Consider the following 18886-nt stretch of genomic DNA (forward strand, 5'->3'; position numbering starts at 1 on the left):
AGTGCATTTACGCTTTGATAAGCGGGCTTGCCACAGCCGGTTTCAGCGGCCTCTGTTCTTCCAGGAGCTGTTTCGCGTTGGGGCGGCGGTACATATCCTCCAGCTCTAACGTCAGACCATAATCGCTGCGCAGTTCATAGAGGATCTGCACGATCACCAGCGACGTCGCCCCGTAATCGAGGAAGTTCGCTTCATAAGGCAGATCCTGGCCGATGTACTTCTGGAACACGGAAAACGCCTGCGGGTGCGCGGCAGGTTTTTCAGAATCGCTGGTGGTCTGGCTGATGAGCGTCAATAGCGCCCGGCGGTCAAATTTCCCGTTAGCGGCATTGCGTGGCAGTTCATCCACCAGATGGATATGCTGCGGCACCAGCCACTCCGGCAGATGGCGCTGACAGTGCTGGCGCAGGGTGGCGACATCGCAGCCGGGGGCGACCACCACGCTGTGCAACTGTTTTAGCGCCCCCTCGCTGGCAAGCGTGGTGCAGTACACCACCTGCGGATGCGTCATCAGCGCGCCGTCAATTTCCAGCGGGTTAACCCGGTAGCCGGAAATCTTCACCTGACCGTCTTTACGGCCGAAGAAGGTCAGCCCCTCTTCCGGCGACCAGCGCACCAGATCGCCGGTGGCGTAGCGTTGCGGCGGCAACAGGCCCTCCCCTGGCGCGATGAACGGGCGATCGCAGTAGCCGCGTGCGACGTGACGCCCTGCGACAATCAGCTCGCCCAGACATCCCGCCGGTACAGGCAGGCCATTTTCATCCGCCACCATAAAGGCGCAATGGGGCAGGGGCTGGCCGATGGGCACGCCGGTTTTGCGGTACGCCTCCATTTTTTGCGCCTCGACCTGCCCGGCGCTGACGATACAGGTGGCTTCGGTCGGGCCGTAGGTGTTGAATAGCGCAGGCGTGCGCGGCAGCGCGAACCAGTGTTGCAGCGTTTCGTAGCGCATCTCATCGCCGCCGGTAATGAGAAACGCCAGGCTGGCCGGGAAGCGCGCCTGTCTCTCCTGCATCCAGGGCGTCAGTAGCGACCAGAACGGCGTCGGCAGCGAAATGTGCGTCGGCTGCCAGCCCATCAGCAGATCAAGGAAGACGGCAAAGTCACGGCGTACTTCCCGGTCATCGCTTGTCAGCAGCGTGCCGCCCGCGCACAGCGTGCCGTACACTTCTTCCACGCTGGCGTCGAAGGTCAGCATGTTGAATTGCAGCATGCGGCTGTTGCGATCAAGGGTATAGAGCGGAATGGCGCTGGCGATAAAGGTCGCCAGCGCAGAGCTTTGTACACAGACGCCTTTCGGTTCGCCGGTGGAGCCGGAGGTGAAAATAATATACGCATCCACCTCGTCCAGCGCCGTCAGGTCGGGCTGCCAGAGCGGTAACCCGGCGCTGTCCAGACGCAGGCGGTGTTTACGATACAGCAGCTTGCCTGCGGGTTCGGAGGTATCGCCAATGATCATCCGGCAGCCGCAACGCGTCAGAGCGGCGTCAAGCCGACCGCTGCGCAGATCTTCACAGGCCAGCGGAATGTAGCAGACGCCCAGCGACAGGCAGGCCAGCATAGCGATGATGGCATGGTGGCGTGTCGACAGACAGAGCGCCACCCGATCTCCGGTCTTAAGCCCGTAGGTGGTCAGATCCTGGGCGCAGAGATAGACCGCCTGCCACAGTTCGCCATAGGTGAGCGTCAGCGTCGGGGTTTCCAGCGCGATACGCCAGGGGTCATCAGCGGCATGCTGGCGGATGAGGCTCAGCACGTGAGGGGCCACGGGCAGATCCTGCTCCGGCTGAAGCGCAAGCGCGGGAAGGCTGCGCCTTACCTTTTCCAGTGCCAGCCGCTCGCCTGCCTGACGCAGATAATGCACGCAGCTTTGCGCGATACGTTGCAGCTGTGGCGCGCTGAACAGCGTCCCGTTGCCGATGAAATTCAGTTCAATATCGTTATCCGACGCATTCACCATCAGCGACACCGGCACGTCATCGTCTTCCGCTTCGTAGATCCACTCTACGCTGACGGGGAGATCGCCAAATTGCAGGGTTTCCTCCGGCACATAGTTGAAGTGCAGGCTGGCTCCCCGGGCGGTCGGCGCGTCGGCGCTGCGGATTTCCAGGGCAATATCGTCTGCCAGCTGTTGCAGGCTCGCGCGGGTATCTATGTTGAGCGACAGCGTGCGCGGCTCCATCATCAGGCCGAAAGTCTCGCGCCAGCGTGCCGCTTTGCGGTTATGGGTAAAAATGCCGATATCCAGCGTGGATTGCTGGCAAACATCGGCAAAGGTGGCGGCAAACGCGGCCAGCAGCAGGTTTGCCTGCGCCTGGTGTGGGCGTGCGGGCGAAAGGGCCTGCGTCAGTTGCCGGAAATGGCGCAGCGCGTCACCGCTGATTTTCTCCTGCACCAGCAGGTTATGCCCGCTACGGCAGTGCGCGGCGGCAATGCCATGGAAGCTCAGCGGCGCAGGCGGCTGTGGCATCAGTGCCTGAGACGCGCTGAACGCCCCGGGCAGCTGCGGATAATGACACTCCGGCAGAACGGCATCGGGCGCGTGATAGCGGCGGGACACCGCCGTAAACATCACCCGCGCGGCGTGGTGATCGTAAATCAGATGGTGGCAGCGGAAGAACCAGACAAACTGCTGCTCCGCCAGCTGGAACAGCCACGAGCCCGCCAGCGGCGCCAGCGGCGACCAGGGCTGCTTATTCAGACGGGCGATCTCCGCCTGCACATCCGCATCGCTGTTGCGTAAATCGATAAACTGGTGAGGGATCCCGCACATCTCGTCGTGCCACAGCGTGATGTCACGGCCCTGCTGCTGATAAACGGTGCGCAGTGCGGTGAAGTGACGCGTGACGTCACGCACCGCCTGCGCCATACGTCCGGCATCCAGCGGCGCGTTGATGCTGTAGCTTTCCCCCCAGTTGTAGGTCAGTACGGCAGGATTGCGCGCCATGGCGTTAAGCATGGGCTGCTGCTGGCGGGTTGGGTTGAGTCGTTTCAGCGGTGCCGGACGCAGATGCAGCGGTTCGATAGCCGGAAGCGGCTCTTGTGCCGGAACGGCGATCAGCCTGCTCAGCGCCTGCGCCGCGCGTTTGACCAGCACATCGACATCATGCTGCGCCGCCCATTGCGCGTTCATATCCACATGCAGCACCAGGCCATCGCGACGGGCATCGGTGCGCAGGGAGAACACCACGGACGCACCGTGCAGACCGCCGCCCGCCCAGTCATTCAGCCCCGTCAGTTCTTCCTCATCCTGGCGGGAGGTGGCGGGCAGAATGGTGAACACCACGTCACTGTTGATCGGCGCGCCGGCAATCTGATTAAGCTCGCTCATGGAGATCTGCCGGTTGCGGAACAGGCGGAACAGCACCTTCTGGCACCGGGCGATCCATTCCTGTAACGAGCAGGGTTGCGGCACGGAAAATAACGTCGGCAGCAGGGTAACAAAGTTTCCCAGCGCTTCCGGATCCAGTCCCGGTTTATCACACACTGGCAGCCAGGCGAGGAAGTCAGTTTCATCGCTGACCACATGCCACAGCCAGCTCATCACGCTGTAATAAAGCGTATTGAGCTGATTTTCCGGCACGCCCGCGTGTCGCGCCAGCTGCGCCTGATCGCAGGGAATAAAAAAGTTGCGGCGGATGATGCGAGTGGACGACAGCGCCGGTTTACTGAACGGCAATAACGTAGGCAGGGTTTGCTGCCAGTAGCGGGTGACCGCAGGCGGTGTGATTTGCGGCCCGCACTGCTCCAGATAATCGCAGCGCATCTCCGGAAGCGCACCGGCATCGTCCACGCGTTTGCGGCTGGCGCTGTAGTCCAGCGCCATGGTTTTCAGGCGGCACAGCGACAGTCCATCGACAATGGCATGATGAATGCGGAAGGTGGCGACCAATCGATCGCCACAGTAAAACAGGCGGGCGTCGTACAGCGGCGCGTCAAACAGCTCTGCGGGTTCATATTGCCAGGCTTCCAGCATCCCGGCGATGGTGTGGGCGTCGCAGACAGTGGGCGCGGTGTCCCACTGCGGCATCAGGCCGTCCACATACTGGCGAATACCCTCGTCGGTGCGGGTAAAGCGCACACGCAGGATCGCTTTATCATGCCACAGGCGCGTCAGCGCATCCGTCACCCGCTGCCAGTCGTGACCGGCAGGGAAAGACACCGCTGAAACCATCTGAAAGCGTTCGCTGTGCCCGTGGATCGCCTGGCTCATGACGATTTCAGTTTGCTGTCGGTATAAAGGGAAGGTTATACGCGCTGTCACTTTTGCCCTTTCTCCCAGTTCGCGATGTGCTTGTGGGCGGCGGCCAGCTTATCGGCGTCCATTCTGGTCTGTTCAGGATGGAAGCCCGGCAGGAACCAGGGCAGAAAATCTTTGATGATGGTGACGTACAGGCCCTTCCAGCCATACAGCTTCCACAGCGTGCCGGGAATGCTCGCCAGGGTAAGTTCACCGCGGGCTTTCATCGCGCCGGTGCTGAGTTTTAACAGCAGCAGGGCGAAGATGAGGAAAGACGCCAGCGACCAGACAATTCGGTGTGGATAGCTGCCGCCGGTTTTCATATAAATATCGAAAGGCACGCTGCGGTGCTCCACTTCTTCAATGGCGTGCCAGTACCACAGGGCTTTCATTTCATCGCTCGCCCCCTCAAGCCAGCGGGGATTGCCGATCACCTGTTTGCCGCCGATGGACGTCAGGTGCTCCAGCGCACAGGTGACTGCGAGCTGGTTACGCGGCTTAAGGCTGCGCAGCCAGGTGAAGCAGCGACCCAGCAGGCGTTCGTTTTTTTCCACGAAGCGCTCCGGCAGGCCCAGCGAACGATTATATTTATTGTGCCAGCGCGTGTGCTCTGCTTCCTGATAGTAAAAACGGCGGGCAATCTCCTGCGCCTCTTCCATATCGGGATGGGCTTTCAGCGTCTGTTTTACCGAGTTGATAAACAGGCGTTCAGCTTCCGGAAACATCAATGACAGCGCGTCGAGATTTGCCGCAAGCGAGGCGTCGCGTTTTAACCAGTAAGGATGCTCTTCATCCGGCGTGAATGAAAAGTCCATATGGCGTAGCGTAAGTTCTGAAGTTAAATTCCCTTTCATCGTCATTCCTTAATCAGTAGTGGTTATCAGGCCTTTGCAGTGGAGGAGGTGCGGCCATGTTTACGGTGCGCCGTCGCCCAGGTGTGGCTGGCCATCGCACAGGCCAGCGAAAGTTCGCCCGCCAGCACAGTGGCGGCGACAATTTCCGCCAGTTTGTTGGCTTTTCCTGCGCCCTGACAGCCCAGCAGGGCAAGACCCGCCTGAGCATAGGGCTGGTTCACGCCGCCGCCGACGGTGCCGACGATCAGCGACGGGATGGTGATGGCGACTCGCAGATCGCCGTCCGTCGTCTGGCGACAGTCCATGATCATGCTGCTGGATTCCGCCACGCAGGCGGCGTCCTGTCCGAGGGCGATAAACAGGGCGGCGATACCGTTGGCGCTGTGGCAACCGTTGCTGGTGGCACCCGCCAGCCAGCCGCCTTTGGTCGCCAGCCAGTACAGCTCCATAAACTGTTCCGGCGTGGTTTTCATCACCTTGTAAAGCTCGTTCGCGGGCACAACGATCTCGGCAGATACCCGGCGTCCACGGCCGCTGATCATATTGAGGGCGGAGTGCTTTTTATCGGTGTCGAAATTCCCGGACAGCAAATAGCGGTAGGGCCACGGGCAGTGGTCGAGGAGCCATAAACAGAGCTTCTCGGTCACGATAGTCACCATGTTTTGCCCGGCAGCGTCGCCGGTGGTGTAGTTAAAGCGCACAAACACCGTGCGATCCAGCGGCTGCACGTCAAGGGAACGCAGTTTTGCAAAGCGCGAATGCTCGCTCACCTGCTGCTGTAGCGCCGGAAGTTGCGACGGCAACCAGTGGGCAAAGGCGGTGGCATCGATCATGCTGTCGAAGCAAAAGACCGGCGAGCGCTGCATGTTCTCGCCGCTGATCACCGTTTTTACCGGATTGTCGGCGTTGAACAGCTTCATCCCCCGGTGATAGCTGGCGACCATTGAGCCTTCCGTGGTGGCCAGCGGTACATAAAATCCGCCGCTGGCGTACTGGCCCTGCACATGTAACGGCCCGGCGATGCCCACCGGAACGGACGCCGTGCCGATAGCGTTCTCAATATTGCCTTTTAAGGTTTCGGCATTGAGTGACTCATCAAACAGCGGCGCCAGCGACACGCCGGTGTGCTGTTCCAGAAACTGATGACGTTCATGAATATCGGCAGGCAGAAAGTGTTGCTTGCTGAAGCGGCGCGGCAGGGGCGCGGCGGCGGCAATGGCCTGGCGTTTGCGCATCAGCTTGCCGTTGCCGTTACGCGGCAGCGCAGTGACGATATGAAAGCAGTGCGGCAGCTTGTAGTAACTGAGCTGTGTGGCGAGCCACTGGCGCAGGACGCCCACATCAAAGGTGGCGGGGTCTTCAGGCACCAGGCTGGCAACAATGCGCTGAGTGATCTCTTTGTCGTCCTCGCCCGTTACCATGCACTCTTTGACAGCGCCGGATCGCAGTATGGCGTTTTCGATTTCCGTCGGATCGAGAGTGAAGCCGCGGGTAATGATAAGATTGTCGATTCGCCCCAGATGACGAAAATACCCGTCGCTGTTTTGCTCGGCGCGGTCGCCCGTGATCAGCCAGCCTGCAAAGGGGCCGCTTTTGGCAAGCGCTCTGTCCGCGATGAGACCGCGTACTGCCAGATACCCCGGCATACCTGCCGGCAGATGCTGGCCTGACTCATCCAGCACCGCCACTTCATAGCCCGGCAGCGCTTTGCCCGTCCAGCCGGGGCGGGCGTCTTCTTCGCGGGTGGAGATAAAAATATGCAGCGCTTCGGTGCATCCCAGCGCATCGGTTAACACCAGCCCGGTGGCTTCACGCCACTGGAGGGCAAGATCTTCCGACAGGGTTTCACCCGCAGAAATGCATTTGCGCAGCGTTGATGTCGACCATCCGGCTTTCAGTAAACGGCGATAGGCGGTAGGCGCGGTAAACAGCACCGTTGCCTGAAAACGCGCGATAATCTCTGGCAGCGTTTTAGGCGACACTTCCCGAAGTAATACCGAACTGGCGCCCACCGTCATTGGCGCAAAGATAAGCGAGCCTAAACCATAATTAAAGGAGAGCGGCGCGGTGCAGACAATAATGTCGGCAGGCTGAGGTTTTAATATATTAACAACATAGCTTTCGCAGTTGGCTTTAATATCCCCATGACTGTGAAGCGTTATTTTAGGTTTGCCGGTACTGCCCGAGGTAAAAGCAATGAGGGCAATGTCGCTGGCATGGCTTTCTGGCCAGCAAAAAGATGCAGGGACTGCCTCGAGCAGGGAGTCGGAGATAAATTCATTATTTTCCTTTTCTGAATCAATGCTAATCATTCTGGAAAATAGCGGATGGTGCTCATCGGGGATATATTTTTCCCGCAGGCTTTCATCAATAATAATGAGCGCAGGGGAGGCCAGTTCAATAATATTATCGAATTCCACCTTGCTTGATGCCGGGTTCAGGGTGGTGATGACGCCGCCCGCCCGTACTACCGCCAGCCAGCACAGCGTCTGGGCAATACTGCATGGGGCAAGCAACGCTACTCTGTTGCCGGGCTTAAAGTTATGTTTAATCAACAAATTCGCCGCAATGAGATCTACCGTTTTCTTAACATCACGGTACGTCCAGTTATTGTTAAGCGTTCTGAAACAAAGATTATCCGGGTGCGGCGTCTGATTTATTAACCAGGCTGATATATTAAGTTTTTCTGCTTCCTGCGAAAGAAAAGATGAAGAACTATTGGCAACGTCCATTGTTGTCTCTGTAATATATAAATGATGTGAATATGTTTCTTGTGAAAAATCCTTGAGGGACAGGAATGTGCGTAATTTCCTATTGCACTTGTAACTAAGTGTATAGGTAACAGAATAACAGTGTCAATGGGGGACTGAAAATTGAAATGTCTGCGGCAATTAAAGACCGAGTTGTGAAACGATTTTATCAATTAAATGAAAGAGTTTCCTAATGCCCGAAATATAATAAAAAATAGCGATTAATATTATATCCACCAGGATAAAGCCTAAGCCAGGCGGCTAATAAGATACGCTCTTTTTTAACGGGTATGCTCGCTGAGAAAATCAATAAAGGCGCGGATGCGGGTACTTACCGCCCGATCGCTGTAATAGACGGCGCTGAAAGGCATATCCACCGGCAGGCGCTTCGCAGGCAACACTTCTACCAGCTCGCCGCTGGCAATTTCCTTATCGATCATATAATCCGACAGGCAGGCGATGCCGTTGCCGCCGAGACACAGCTGTTTCAGGGTTTCCCCGCTGTTCGATGAAATGCCGCAGGTGATCTCATAAAGCTGTCCATCCGGGCAGGCGACAGGCCAGGTATTCAGCGAAACCGGCTCGGTAAAACCAAGGCAGGTATGCTTCTCGAGATCCTCAACGGTTTCAGGTGTGCCATAGCGTGCCAGATAGTCCGGCGAGGCGATCATGCGGCGGTAGCTGCTGAACAGCGGGCGGGCGCGCAGGCTGGAGTCGGTGAGCTTACCCACGCGGATCGCCACATCCACTTTACGCTCAATCAGGTTGATGAATGTTTCGGACGAGACCAGCGACAGCGTCATTTCCGGATAGCGTTCGCGGAAGGGTTTGATGAGCGGCATTAAGTAATGCAGCACCACCGGTGTGGCGGCATCGATGCGCAACAGGCCGCGGGGCATTAATCTGGCTTCCATTACTTCATTTTCCGCCGCCGCCATCTCCTGCAAAATAAGCTGTACCCTGCGGAAATAGCGCTCGCCTTCTTCGGTCAGGCTGAGCTGGCGGGTGGTGCGGTTGAGCAGGCTGACGCCCAGCTTCATCTCCAGCTTTTTCACCGCCCGGCTGACGGCGGAGTTAGCCTGGCCTAATTGTTCGGCTGCCCGGCTGAAGCTGCCGCTTTCCACCACCGCCACAAAAATTGCCATCTCTTCCGATGTCGCCTTCATTATTGCCCCTGTCGCAAAATTATTACGCTATTTTAATGATAACTGACACTTATGCATCATAGTTTTACGGGGGCGCAGGCGGAGGGCCTGGTCCCATTAATGATGTTTTACCCGAATAGCGTTGAAAGTGTGCGCTAAAATCCCTATAACAGAAAGGCTACTCTGCTTCCGGGGCGGCTCACAGCGACAGAGGTTTGAAACCAAAAGTGCGAAAGAATACCTATGCTATGCGCTATATTGCCGGTCAACCTGCTGAGCGAATTTTGCCGCCAGGTTCATTCGCGAGCATTGGTCAGGCACTGCCACCTGGCGCGCCCTTAAGCAGTGACGATAAGATCCGCGTGCTGGTGTGGAACATCTTTAAACAGCAGCGGGCGGAATGGCTCTCTGTGCTGCAAAACTTCGGTAAAGACGCCCACCTGGTCTTGCTGCAGGAGGCGCAAACCACCCCTGAACTGGTGAGATTCGCCACCACCAACTATCTGGCTGCCGATCAGGTTCCCGCTTTTGTGCTGCCGCAACACCCCTCCGGCGTGATGACGCTCTCCTCCGCGCATCCGGTCTATTGCTGCCCGCTGCGCGAGCGCGAACCCATCCTGCGGCTGGCGAAATCGGCGTTGGTCACGGTATATCCCTTGCCGGATTCACGGCTGCTGATGGTGGTGAACGTCCATGCGGTGAATTTCAGTCTCGGCGTCGATGTTTACAGTAAACAGCTGCTGCCAATTGGCGATCAGATCGCGCAACATAACGGCCCGGTGATCATGGCCGGAGATTTTAATGCCTGGAGCCGCCAGCGTATGAACGCGCTGTACCGTTTCTCCAGAGAGATGTCGATGCGCCAGGTGCGCTTTACTGACGACAACCGCCGTCGCGCCTTCGGTCGTCCGCTTGATTTTGTCTTCTATCGTGGTCTGAACGTGGATCAAGCCTCCGTGCTGGTGACCCGCGCCTCCGATCACAACCCGCTACTCGTCGAATTCAGTCCCGGCAAACCTGATAAATAAAGGCGTGTCAGGTCTGCCCCTGGGCAGGCCTGCAACCATGGAGCTGCCCTTCATTTAACTCACAGAAGGATGACACCATGACCACGCAATCCCATCACGATCACGTCGAAAAACAGTTTGGCTCTCAGGCCAGCGCCTATTTAACCAGCGCTGTACATGCCTCTGGCCGCGATTTACAGCAGCTGCGGACGCGGCTGGCCGAACATGCCGGCTCGCAGCTTCTGGATCTGGGATGCGGTGCGGGACACGCGAGTTTTACCGCCGCTGGCGTTGTGGCGCAGGTGACGGCTTATGATTTATCGGCACAAATGCTGGAGGTGGTGGCGAAGGCGGCGCGGGAAAAAGGACTGAACAATATTGATACGCAGCAGGGCTATGCAGAAGCGTTGCCTTTTGCCGATGCCTCTTTTGAGTTGGTGATCAGCCGCTATTCCGCGCATCACTGGCATGATGTCGGCCAGGCGCTGCGTGAAGTGAAACGCGTACTGAAACCGGGCGGGACGCTGATTATTATGGACGTGATGTCGCCGGGCCATCCGGTACGGAACATCTGGCTGCAAACGGTGGAGGCGCTGCGCGACACGTCGCATGTGCAGAATTATTCATCAGGTGAATGGCTGACGATGATCGCTGAGGCCGGACTGATTTGCCGGACGCTGACCACCGATCGTCTGGTGCTGGAGTTTGCGTCCTGGGTGGCGCGCATGCGTACACCGCAGCCGCTGTGCGAGGCCATACGCTTATACCAGCAAAGCGCATCCCATGAGGTGCAACGTTATTTCGAATTGCAGGACGACGGCTCCTTTACCAGCGACATCATTATGGTCGAGGCGCAGAAAGCGCAATAAAAGCGGGAGAAATAAAAAAGGCACCGGGGAAGCGGTGCCTTTTTTCATCATCAGGAGTCAGGTGTCGCGCTGTTCTTCACAAACAGCGTCAGCTGATCGCCAGGTTTCAGGTTATCGGTACTGTCGTTCCAGCGCATCACATCTTTGATGTTCACGCCGTGACGTTTAGCAATACTCGACAGCGAATCGCCTTTGCGAACGCGATAGGTAATGCTATCGCTGTTGTTCGCCAGGGTCTGCGCGCTGCTGCCCGCACCGACGGTCAGGTTCTGGCCGACCTTCAGGCTTGCACCCCGCAGATTATTCCATTGCTGGAGATCTTTGGATGTCACGCCGAGACGTGACGCAATGCCAGAAAGCGTATCCCCTGAACGTACTTTATAGCTTCGGCTGGTCAGCGGTTTATTATCCGCGAGCAGCGTCGGCTGTACGGCAGCGATTTCGCCGGAAGCCAGTGATTCACGCAGCTGTTCTGCATGTTTCTGCGGCACCATCACATACTGAGGGCCGCTCGAACCGAGCGTCGAGCCTTTAACGCCTGCGTTAAAGGTTTTCAGCTTGTTCACGGGTATTCCCGCCATTTCAGCCAGCTGGTTAATCTCAACCGGGCTGTTCAACCTGACGCGCGCCAGCGCACGACTTTCATCTGTAGAAGGCAGACGAACGCCATAACGCTTGCTGTTCTTGAGAATATCGCTCAAAGCCAGCATTTTTGGCACGTAAATCCTGGTTTCCTGTGGCAGTGAAAGAGACCAAAAGTCCGTGGGTTTACCCCGGGCTTTATTCGCTTTCATTGCCTTCAGTACACGACCTTCACCGCTGTTATAGGCCGCGACTGTTAATAACCAGTCGCCGTCAAACATACGGTTCAGACGCTGCATCATGTCGAGCGCGGCCGTTGTGGACGCCACTACATCACGACGCGCATCGTAATTGCGTGTCTGTTTTAAACCATAATTGCGCCCCGTGCTCGGAATGATTTGCCAAATGCCTGCGGCATTGGCACCAGACGTCGCGTGTGGGTCAAAAGCGCTCTCCACTATGGGTAGTAGTACCAGTTCCATGGGCATGTTACGTTTCTTAACTTGCCCTGCTATCCAGTACATATACGGCTCTGCCCGTAAAGTTACATCGTGGAGATAGCTCTTATTGTTCAAATACTTCTGTTTCTGTTCGCGAATCCGGCCATTCTCCGGAATTCCCATCTTTAGCTCGTCGCCAATGAGAGCCCACAAGTCTTGATCCTGCGCGAAGGATGTCCCATCGTCCATCCAGCGTGCTTGACTCGTAAACTTTCCTGCTTCCCCTTGACCAGCTGCAGAAAGGCTCTGTGCGTGCTGTTGAACGTTGCCATCTTGATTAGCCTGGCAACCCACCAGCAGGACAGAGGCGAGTAATATCGCTTTTGCCTTCATGTGTGTGTCAATAGTTGCTTAAAAGACGACCGATCATAACGGCGATGTTTGCAGAAGACAAGCATAACCGTCAGAAGTCATCTTTCTTTGCCCGCAACCAGGCAAAACGCTGCTCAGGCTGTTGCAAATTTGTTTCTTTATTTATTTGATCAATTAAAACAGGGTCTTGCGTACGTAAAAATAAATTTATATGGCGTTCATTTTTCAGAAAAACGGGTAATGTCTTTTCTTTTTTTGCGCGTAAGTCTTTAACTTTATTGTAGTAATCATTTATGAGCGAATCGTGCGGTAGGATGCTGCGGGCAAACTTCATATTGGCTAACGTGTATTCATGTGCGCAACAAACGAGCGTTTCGTCCGGAAGGGCGGCAATTTTGACAAAGGACTGGTACATCTGCTCCGGCGTGCCTTCGAACAGTCTGCCGCACCCGCCAGAAAACATCGTGTCGCCGGAAAAAAGATAAGGGAAACTGAAGAAACAGATATGTCCTAAAGTGTGACCTGGCGTGGAAAACACCGCGAACTCCATACCCAAAACGGTGATTTTATCGCCCTCGGTTACAATTTCTGTCGTGCCTTTACCCTGGGTTTCCGCCGGACCGTAGACCGGAATATCGGGATACTGTTGCAGTAACGTCTTCATGCCGCCGACATGATCATTGTGATGATGCGTCAGGAAAATAGCGGCGGGCTGCCACTGGTTTTCTTTAATTGCATCCAGCACCGGCGCGGCTTCGCCCGGATCGACAATCAGACAGCGTCCTTCGTCGTTGCTGAGCACCCAGATGTAGTTGTCCTGGAAGGCGGGAATACTGTTAAGATTCATAATTACCTCTCAAAGCGTAGCGGAAGGTTGTGATGAAGGCGGCAAGGATACCTCAAACATTTGTGGCACCCGAACACTGGAGTGACTTTCCCGCAGGCGAACATTATCGTGCCGCGCTGGAACTGCAACTCAAGCCATGGCTGGCGAAAATCTATGGATTTCACCTGCTTAAGATTGGCAATCTCAGCGCAGAAATCAATGTCGAAACTTGCGCTATCTCGCATCAGGTCAATGTAGCGCCTCAGGGCGACGCCTTACAGGTGAGGGCGGATCCGCTGCATTTGCCGTTTGCCGATAAATCTATCGACGCCTGTTTACTGGCACACACCCACAACTGGTGTGGCGATCCGCACGGCTTATTGCGGGAAGCGGACCGTGTGCTGATTGATGATGGCTGGCTGGTGATCAGCGGCTTTAATCCGGTAAGCCTGCTTGGGCTGCGCAAACTCGTGCCGATACGCCGACAGTCGGCAATCTACCGCAGCCGCATGTTTACCATGATGCGCCAGCTGGACTGGCTATCGCTGCTCAACTTTGAAGTGCTGCACTACAGCCGCTTTCACGTCTTACCCTGGCGCAGGCAGGGCGGAAAAATGTTGAGCACCCATTTGCCTGCCCTTGGCTGTATGCAGCTGATTGTGGCCCGCAAACGCACCATCCCGCTGACGCTCAATCCCATGAAACAGAGTAAGAGCCGGCAACGCGTCCGGCAGGCAGTGGGTGCGACGCGTCAGTTTCGTAAACCCTGATCAGGCGTCTGGCTGATAACCGATGTCGTCCTGAGTGGGATTCATGGCCGCCGCGCGCGCCAGCTCATCGCAGCGTTCGTTCTCCGGATGTCCGGCGTGGCCTTTCACCCACTCCCAGCGGATCTCATGCTGACCAAGGGCGGTGTCCAGGCGCTTCCATAAATCGACATTTTTTACCGGTTTTTTTTCGGCGGTTTTCCAGCCGCGTTTTTTCCAGTTATGGATCCACTGCGTGATCCCCTGGCGGACGTACTGGCTGTCGGTGCTCAGCACCACTTCGCAGTGCTCTTTCAGCGCTTCGAGGGAGACAATAGCGGCCATCAGCTCCATCCGGTTATTGGTGGTCAGCCGATAGCCTTCGCTGAAGGTTCTTTCATGGCCGCGATAGCGTAATATTGCACCATAACCACCCGGACCCGGGTTACCGAGGCAAGATCCATCGGTGAAAATTTCTACCTGTTTAAGCATCTCTGGTAGACTTCCTGTAATTAAAAACGGCAAGTAAAACGATAAGTCTGACATAAATGACCGACATGAGCACTGCAATTACACGACAGATCGTCCTCGATACCGAAACCACCGGTATGAACCAGCTTGGCGTTCATTACGAAGGGCATAAAATCATTGAGATCGGCGCGGTTGAGGTCATCAACCGCCGTCTGACCGGCAATAACTTCCACGTTTATCTGAAACCGGATCGGCTGGTGGATCCTGAAGCTTTTGGCGTACACGGTATTGCCGACGAGTTTTTGCTGGATAAACCGACGTTTGCCGACATTGCCGATGAGTTTTTAGATTATATCCGCGGCGCGGAGCTGGTGATCCATAACGCCTCGTTTGATATCGGCTTTATGGATTATGAATTCAGCAAGCTGAATCGCGGGATCCCGAAAACGGAAACCTTCTGCAAGATCACCGACAGCCTGGCGCTGGCGCGTAAAATGTTTCCCGGTAAGCGAAACAGCCTGGATGCGCTCTGCTCGCGTTATGAAATAGACAACAGCAAACGTACGCTGCACGGGGCGTTACTCGACTCCCAAATCCTCGCCGACGTTTTCCTGCTGATGACCGGCGGGCAAACCAGCATGGCGTTTTCCATGGAAGGGGATAATCAGCAACAGCAGGATGAAACCGGGATTCAGCGCGTTATCCGCCAGGCGAGCAATCTGCGCGTGGTTTTTGCCAGTGATGAAGAAGTGATGGAGCATGAAAAGCGGCTCGATCTGGTGCAAAAGAAAGGCGGAAGCTGTCTGTGGCGCGCCTGATATCCGTCGAAAAGCGCTAAAAATCAGCATGTGGGCGATTTTTGCAGCAACTGATTCAAAACTGAAGAAAAAGCGTTGACGCCCTGCATGGTAAACCGTAATATTCGCCTCGTTCCCACGGGAACAGTGGAGCGGTAGTTCAGTCGGTTAGAATACCTGCCTGTCACGCAGGGGGTCGCGGGTTCGAGTCCCGTCCGTTCCGCCACTATTCAAAAGCCCTGAATCAGCAATGATTCAGGGCTTTGTCGTTTCTGAAACCATCGTTGTATTTTGCCCTCTCATGACAGAAAGAGGGCAGCACGGATTTACTCCAGCGTAAAAGGATCCGCATCCTGCCAGGCGGGGAACTTCTCGCGGTACTCCTTCAGCGCCGTCAGGGACAGTTCCGCCTCGATGCGTGTCGCCATATGCGGCTCAGCGGTCGCTAAGATCTCACCCTGCGGACTGACAATACGGCTGTCGCCCCGATAATGATGCCCGTTGCCGTCAGTGCCGACGCGGTTACAGCCCACCACGTACGCCAGGTTCTCAATCGCGCGCGCCACCAGCAACGACTGCCAGTGCAGCGAACGCGGCGCAGGCCAGTTGGCGACATACAGTGCCAGATCATAATCGTTGCGATTGCGCGACCATACCGGGAAACGCAGGTCGTAACACACCAGCGGCAGAATGCGCCAGCCGCGCCACTCAAACACCACACGCTCATTTCCGGCTTCATAATGATGATGCTCGTCGGCCATACGGAACAGGTGGCGTTTGTCATAATGATGCAGCGTACCGTCCGGCTCCACCAGCAAAAAGCGGTTTACCGGCCCACGCTCGCTTTGCAGCGCCGCGCTCCCCGCCACCAGCGCATTGGTCTGCCGGGCCTTGTCATGCATCCAGGTGACCACCTCATCCTGCGGCAGCGATTGCTGCGCGGCTTCCATCGCAAAGCCGGTGGTGAACATCTCCGGCAGGACGATCACATCGCGCCCGGTGAGGGTTTCCAGTTGTCTGTCAAAATGACGCAGATTGGCCGGACCATCCATCCAGACCAGCGGTTGTTGCAGTAACGTAATTTTCAAACCAGGCACATTGTGTCTCCCGAAGATCCGTATTTTCACACTGTAGCACGGCGTTCAGAGAATGTGTTGGCAATAAAAAACCCCGCACGGGGCGGGGTTTGACAGTGCGCTTTAACGTCAGGCGGCTTCGATTTTACGGATATTCTCCGGCGGTGATGACTGCTTTACCGGCTGTGTCGCCAGCGCTTCCGGCTCAAAGTCATCGACGTTGATGCTGCGTAAGCGGCTCTCTTCGGCTTTTGTCAGGATCGCGGCTTCTTCAGCGGTAATGATGCCTTTCGCCAGCGCATCACGCGCCAGTTCATCCAGACGGGTAAACGGCAGATTACGGCCCGCTTCCTTACAGATGCGCTGGTGGACAGGGTCCGCGGCCATCACGTCCAGCAGCGCCTCTTCCAGCAGACCAATCGGGTTGTACTCGCTCGGCGTCAGATACTGACCGCGACCAATACGCGACCGGGTGGCGCTCGGCGTTTGCAGGATCTTCGCCACTTTATGATCCAGTTTGTCCGACGGAGCAAGGTAGTGGCGGCCAGTCGGGAAGATCACGGCTCTCATTAATCCGGCGACCGCGCGGTTCGGGAAGTTAGCCAGCAGATCGTCAATCGCCTGTTCAGCTTTATAAATCGCATCCTGCACGCCCCAGTGCACCAGCGGCAGATCCGCTTCGTGACGCCCTTCATCGTCATAACGTTTCAGGGTCGCAGAGGCGAGGAACACCTGGCTTAATACATCGCCCAGACGCGCGGAGATACGTTCGCGGCGTTTCAGACTGCCACCCAGCACCGCCATGGAAATATCGGACAGCAGGGCGAGGTTAGCGCTCAGGCGATTAAGGTGCTGATAATAACGTTTTGTCGCATCATGGGCCGGCGAACGGCTGGTCAGGCCGCGCGTCAGGCCGAGCCAGAAGCTGCGCACCATGTTGCTGCCGACGTGCCCGATATGTTTGAACAGCAGTTTATCAAAGGCATTCAAATCATTTTTCTGCGCGGCGTTCATCTCATCCAGCACATACGGATGGCAGCGGATCGCGCCCTGACCGAAAATCATCATCGTACGGGTCAGGATATTCGCCCCTTCCACGGTAATGGCGATAGGGGAGCCCTGATAGGCGCGCGCCAGGAAGTTGCCTTCGCCCAGCATAATGCCTTTACCGCCTGCGATATCCATGGCGTCAATGATTGACTGCTGACCGCGATGGGTACAGTGGTATTTCACAATGGCTGACAGCACGGCCGGTTTTTCACCGAGCATAATGCCGTAGGTGATGAGCGATGCTGCCGCGTCCATCACATAGGCGTTACCGCCAATACGTGCCAGCGGCTCTTCAATACCTTCCATTTTGCCGATCGCTACTTTGAACTGGCGACGGATATGGGCATAAGCGCCGATGCCCATCGCCACCGATTTCAGACCACCGGTAGAGTTGGACGGCAGCGTGATACCGCGACCCACCGACAGACATTCCACCAGCATACGCCAGCCCTGACCGGCCATTTTCGGACCGCCGATAATGTAATCAATAGGCACGAAAATATCGTCGCCGCGGGTCGGGCCGTTCTGGAACGGCACGTTCAGCGGGAAGTGACGGCGGCCAATTTCCACGCCCGGCGTGTTGGTGGGGATTAACGCACAGGTAATGCCCAGATCCACTTCACCGCCGAGCAGTTTTTCCGGATCCGAGAGTTTAAACGCCAGACCCAGTACGGTGGCGATAGGGGCGAGGGTAATGTAGCGTTTGTTCCAGGTCAGGCGCATACCGAGCACCTGCTCCCCCTGCCAGTCACCCATACAGACGATACCGGTATCCGGGATCGCGCCCGCATCTGAACCCGCTTCCGGGCTGGTCAGGGCAAAGCAGGGGATCTCCTGCCCGCGCGCCAGGCGCGGCAAATAGTGATTTTTTTGCTCATCGGTACCGTAGTGCTGCAACAACTCCCCCGGACCTAATGAGTTAGGCACGCCGACGGTGATCGCCAGAATACCGGAAACGCCGGACAGTTTTTGCAGCACGCGGGACTGCGCATAGGCGGAGAATTCCAGGCCGCCGTACTCTTTTTTGATGATCATCGCAAAGAAACGGTGCTCTTTCAGGAACGCCCACAGTTCCGGCGGCAAATCCGCCATCTCATGGGTGATCTGGAAGTCGTTCGCCATGCGGCAGGCTTCTTCCACCGGCCCGTCAATAAACGCCTGCTCTTCAGCGGTCAGACGAGGCTGCGGATAGTTATGCAGCTTTTTCCAGTCAGGATTACCCTGGAACAGATCGCCTTCCCACCAGGTGGTACCTGCATCAATCGCCTCTTTTTCCGTGCGCGACATCGGCGGCATCACTTTGCGGAAGCTGCGGAAGGCCGGTGCCGACATCATGGACTTGCGCATGGATGGCACATTGAACGGCACCAGTATGATCGCCAGCGGCAACAGCACCCAGATGGACCATAACCCCGTCAGGCCCAGCAAGGCGGTCCACGCCAGCAGAATAACGCTACTTAATACCAGACTGACACGGTGATAAAACAGCACGCCGAGCAGCGCCACGGTTGCGAGGATACTCAAAATCATCATAGAAAATTGCTCCCTGTCTTGTAGGAGGTCTGACCACTTGTGATGTTATGGTTGTAGTGGATGTCATTTTATTTAGCAATGTGTTTACAAGATAATTACAACCTGGTTCACATTGTTAGGGCAGGGAA

At 56.4% G+C, this 18886-nt stretch carries 13 protein-coding genes and 1 tRNA gene; 5 read left to right on the top strand and 9 right to left on the bottom strand.

Annotated features, from left to right (window positions below):
* Positions 1–7 precede the first annotated feature (7 nt).
* The 4 genes from BMF08_RS09825 to yafC form a co-directional block, all read right to left on the bottom strand.
* The gene (locus BMF08_RS09825; protein WP_083580887.1) at positions 8–4213 is read right to left on the bottom strand and encodes an AMP-binding protein; all 4206 of its coding nucleotides are present in this window, start codon (positions 4211–4213) and stop codon (positions 8–10) included.
* A gap of 47 nt (positions 4214–4260) precedes the next feature.
* Positions 4261–5094: a metal-dependent hydrolase gene (locus BMF08_RS09830; RefSeq protein ID WP_072567421.1), complete on the bottom strand. Its 834-nt coding sequence runs from the start codon at positions 5092–5094 to the stop codon at positions 4261–4263.
* A 26-nt stretch (positions 5095–5120) separates the two neighbouring features.
* Complete coding sequence (locus BMF08_RS09835) at positions 5121–7826, bottom strand: AMP-binding protein (protein ID WP_083580890.1); 2706 nt, start codon at positions 7824–7826, stop codon at positions 5121–5123.
* A 299-nt stretch (positions 7827–8125) separates the two neighbouring features.
* Positions 8126–9010, bottom strand: coding sequence for a DNA-binding transcriptional regulator YafC (gene yafC / locus BMF08_RS09840; RefSeq protein ID WP_072567422.1), 885 nt, complete (start codon positions 9008–9010; stop codon positions 8126–8128).
* Between the two features lie 206 nt (positions 9011–9216).
* On the opposite strand from yafC, the gene BMF08_RS09845 reads away from it, so the two are divergent.
* Both BMF08_RS09845 and BMF08_RS09850 read left to right on the top strand, forming a co-directional pair.
* Complete coding sequence (locus BMF08_RS09845) at positions 9217–10017, top strand: endonuclease/exonuclease/phosphatase family protein (RefSeq protein WP_072569399.1); 801 nt, start codon at positions 9217–9219, stop codon at positions 10015–10017.
* Between the two features lie 77 nt (positions 10018–10094).
* On the top strand, positions 10095–10865 hold the full coding sequence (locus tag BMF08_RS09850) for a class I SAM-dependent methyltransferase (protein WP_072567423.1): 771 nt from the start codon (positions 10095–10097) through the stop codon (positions 10863–10865).
* 50 nt (positions 10866–10915) lie between these two features.
* Here the strand turns inward: BMF08_RS09850 and mltD are convergent, their stop codons facing one another.
* Positions 10916–12280: a murein transglycosylase D gene (mltD, locus tag BMF08_RS09855; protein ID WP_072567424.1), complete on the bottom strand. Its 1365-nt coding sequence runs from the start codon at positions 12278–12280 to the stop codon at positions 10916–10918.
* A gap of 70 nt (positions 12281–12350) precedes the next feature.
* Entirely contained in the window at positions 12351–13106 is a 756-nt protein-coding gene (gene gloB, locus BMF08_RS09860; RefSeq protein WP_072567425.1) for a hydroxyacylglutathione hydrolase, read from the bottom strand.
* 32 nt (positions 13107–13138) lie between these two features.
* Here gloB and BMF08_RS09865 point away from each other — a divergent pair, with 32 nt between their 5' ends.
* Complete coding sequence (locus tag BMF08_RS09865; protein WP_072567426.1) at positions 13139–13855, top strand: class I SAM-dependent methyltransferase; 717 nt, start codon at positions 13139–13141, stop codon at positions 13853–13855.
* Here the strand turns inward: BMF08_RS09865 and rnhA are convergent, their stop codons facing one another.
* Positions 13856–14323: a ribonuclease HI gene (gene rnhA / locus BMF08_RS09870; protein ID WP_072567427.1), complete on the bottom strand. Its 468-nt coding sequence runs from the start codon at positions 14321–14323 to the stop codon at positions 13856–13858.
* A gap of 65 nt (positions 14324–14388) precedes the next feature.
* On the opposite strand from rnhA, the gene dnaQ reads away from it, so the two are divergent.
* Positions 14389–15120, top strand: coding sequence for a DNA polymerase III subunit epsilon (gene dnaQ / locus BMF08_RS09875; RefSeq protein WP_099458778.1), 732 nt, complete (start codon positions 14389–14391; stop codon positions 15118–15120).
* 128 nt (positions 15121–15248) lie between these two features.
* Positions 15249–15325, top strand: a tRNA-Asp gene (locus BMF08_RS09880).
* Positions 15326–15425: 100 nt separating this feature from the next.
* On the opposite strand, the gene BMF08_RS09885 is transcribed toward BMF08_RS09880, so the two are convergent.
* Complete coding sequence (locus tag BMF08_RS09885) at positions 15426–16196, bottom strand: amidohydrolase (protein WP_072567429.1); 771 nt, start codon at positions 16194–16196, stop codon at positions 15426–15428.
* Between the two features lie 108 nt (positions 16197–16304).
* Positions 16305–18758 carry an acyl-CoA dehydrogenase FadE gene (gene fadE / locus BMF08_RS09890; RefSeq protein ID WP_072567430.1) on the bottom strand — a complete coding sequence of 818 codons (2454 nt, stop codon included), beginning with the start codon at positions 18756–18758 and terminating at the stop codon, positions 16305–16307.
* Positions 18759–18886: the final 128 nt, after the last annotated feature.

Origin of the sequence: Enterobacter sp. SA187, assembly GCF_001888805.2 — a bacterium.
Taxonomy (GTDB): Bacteria; Pseudomonadota; Gammaproteobacteria; order Enterobacterales; family Enterobacteriaceae; genus Enterobacter_D.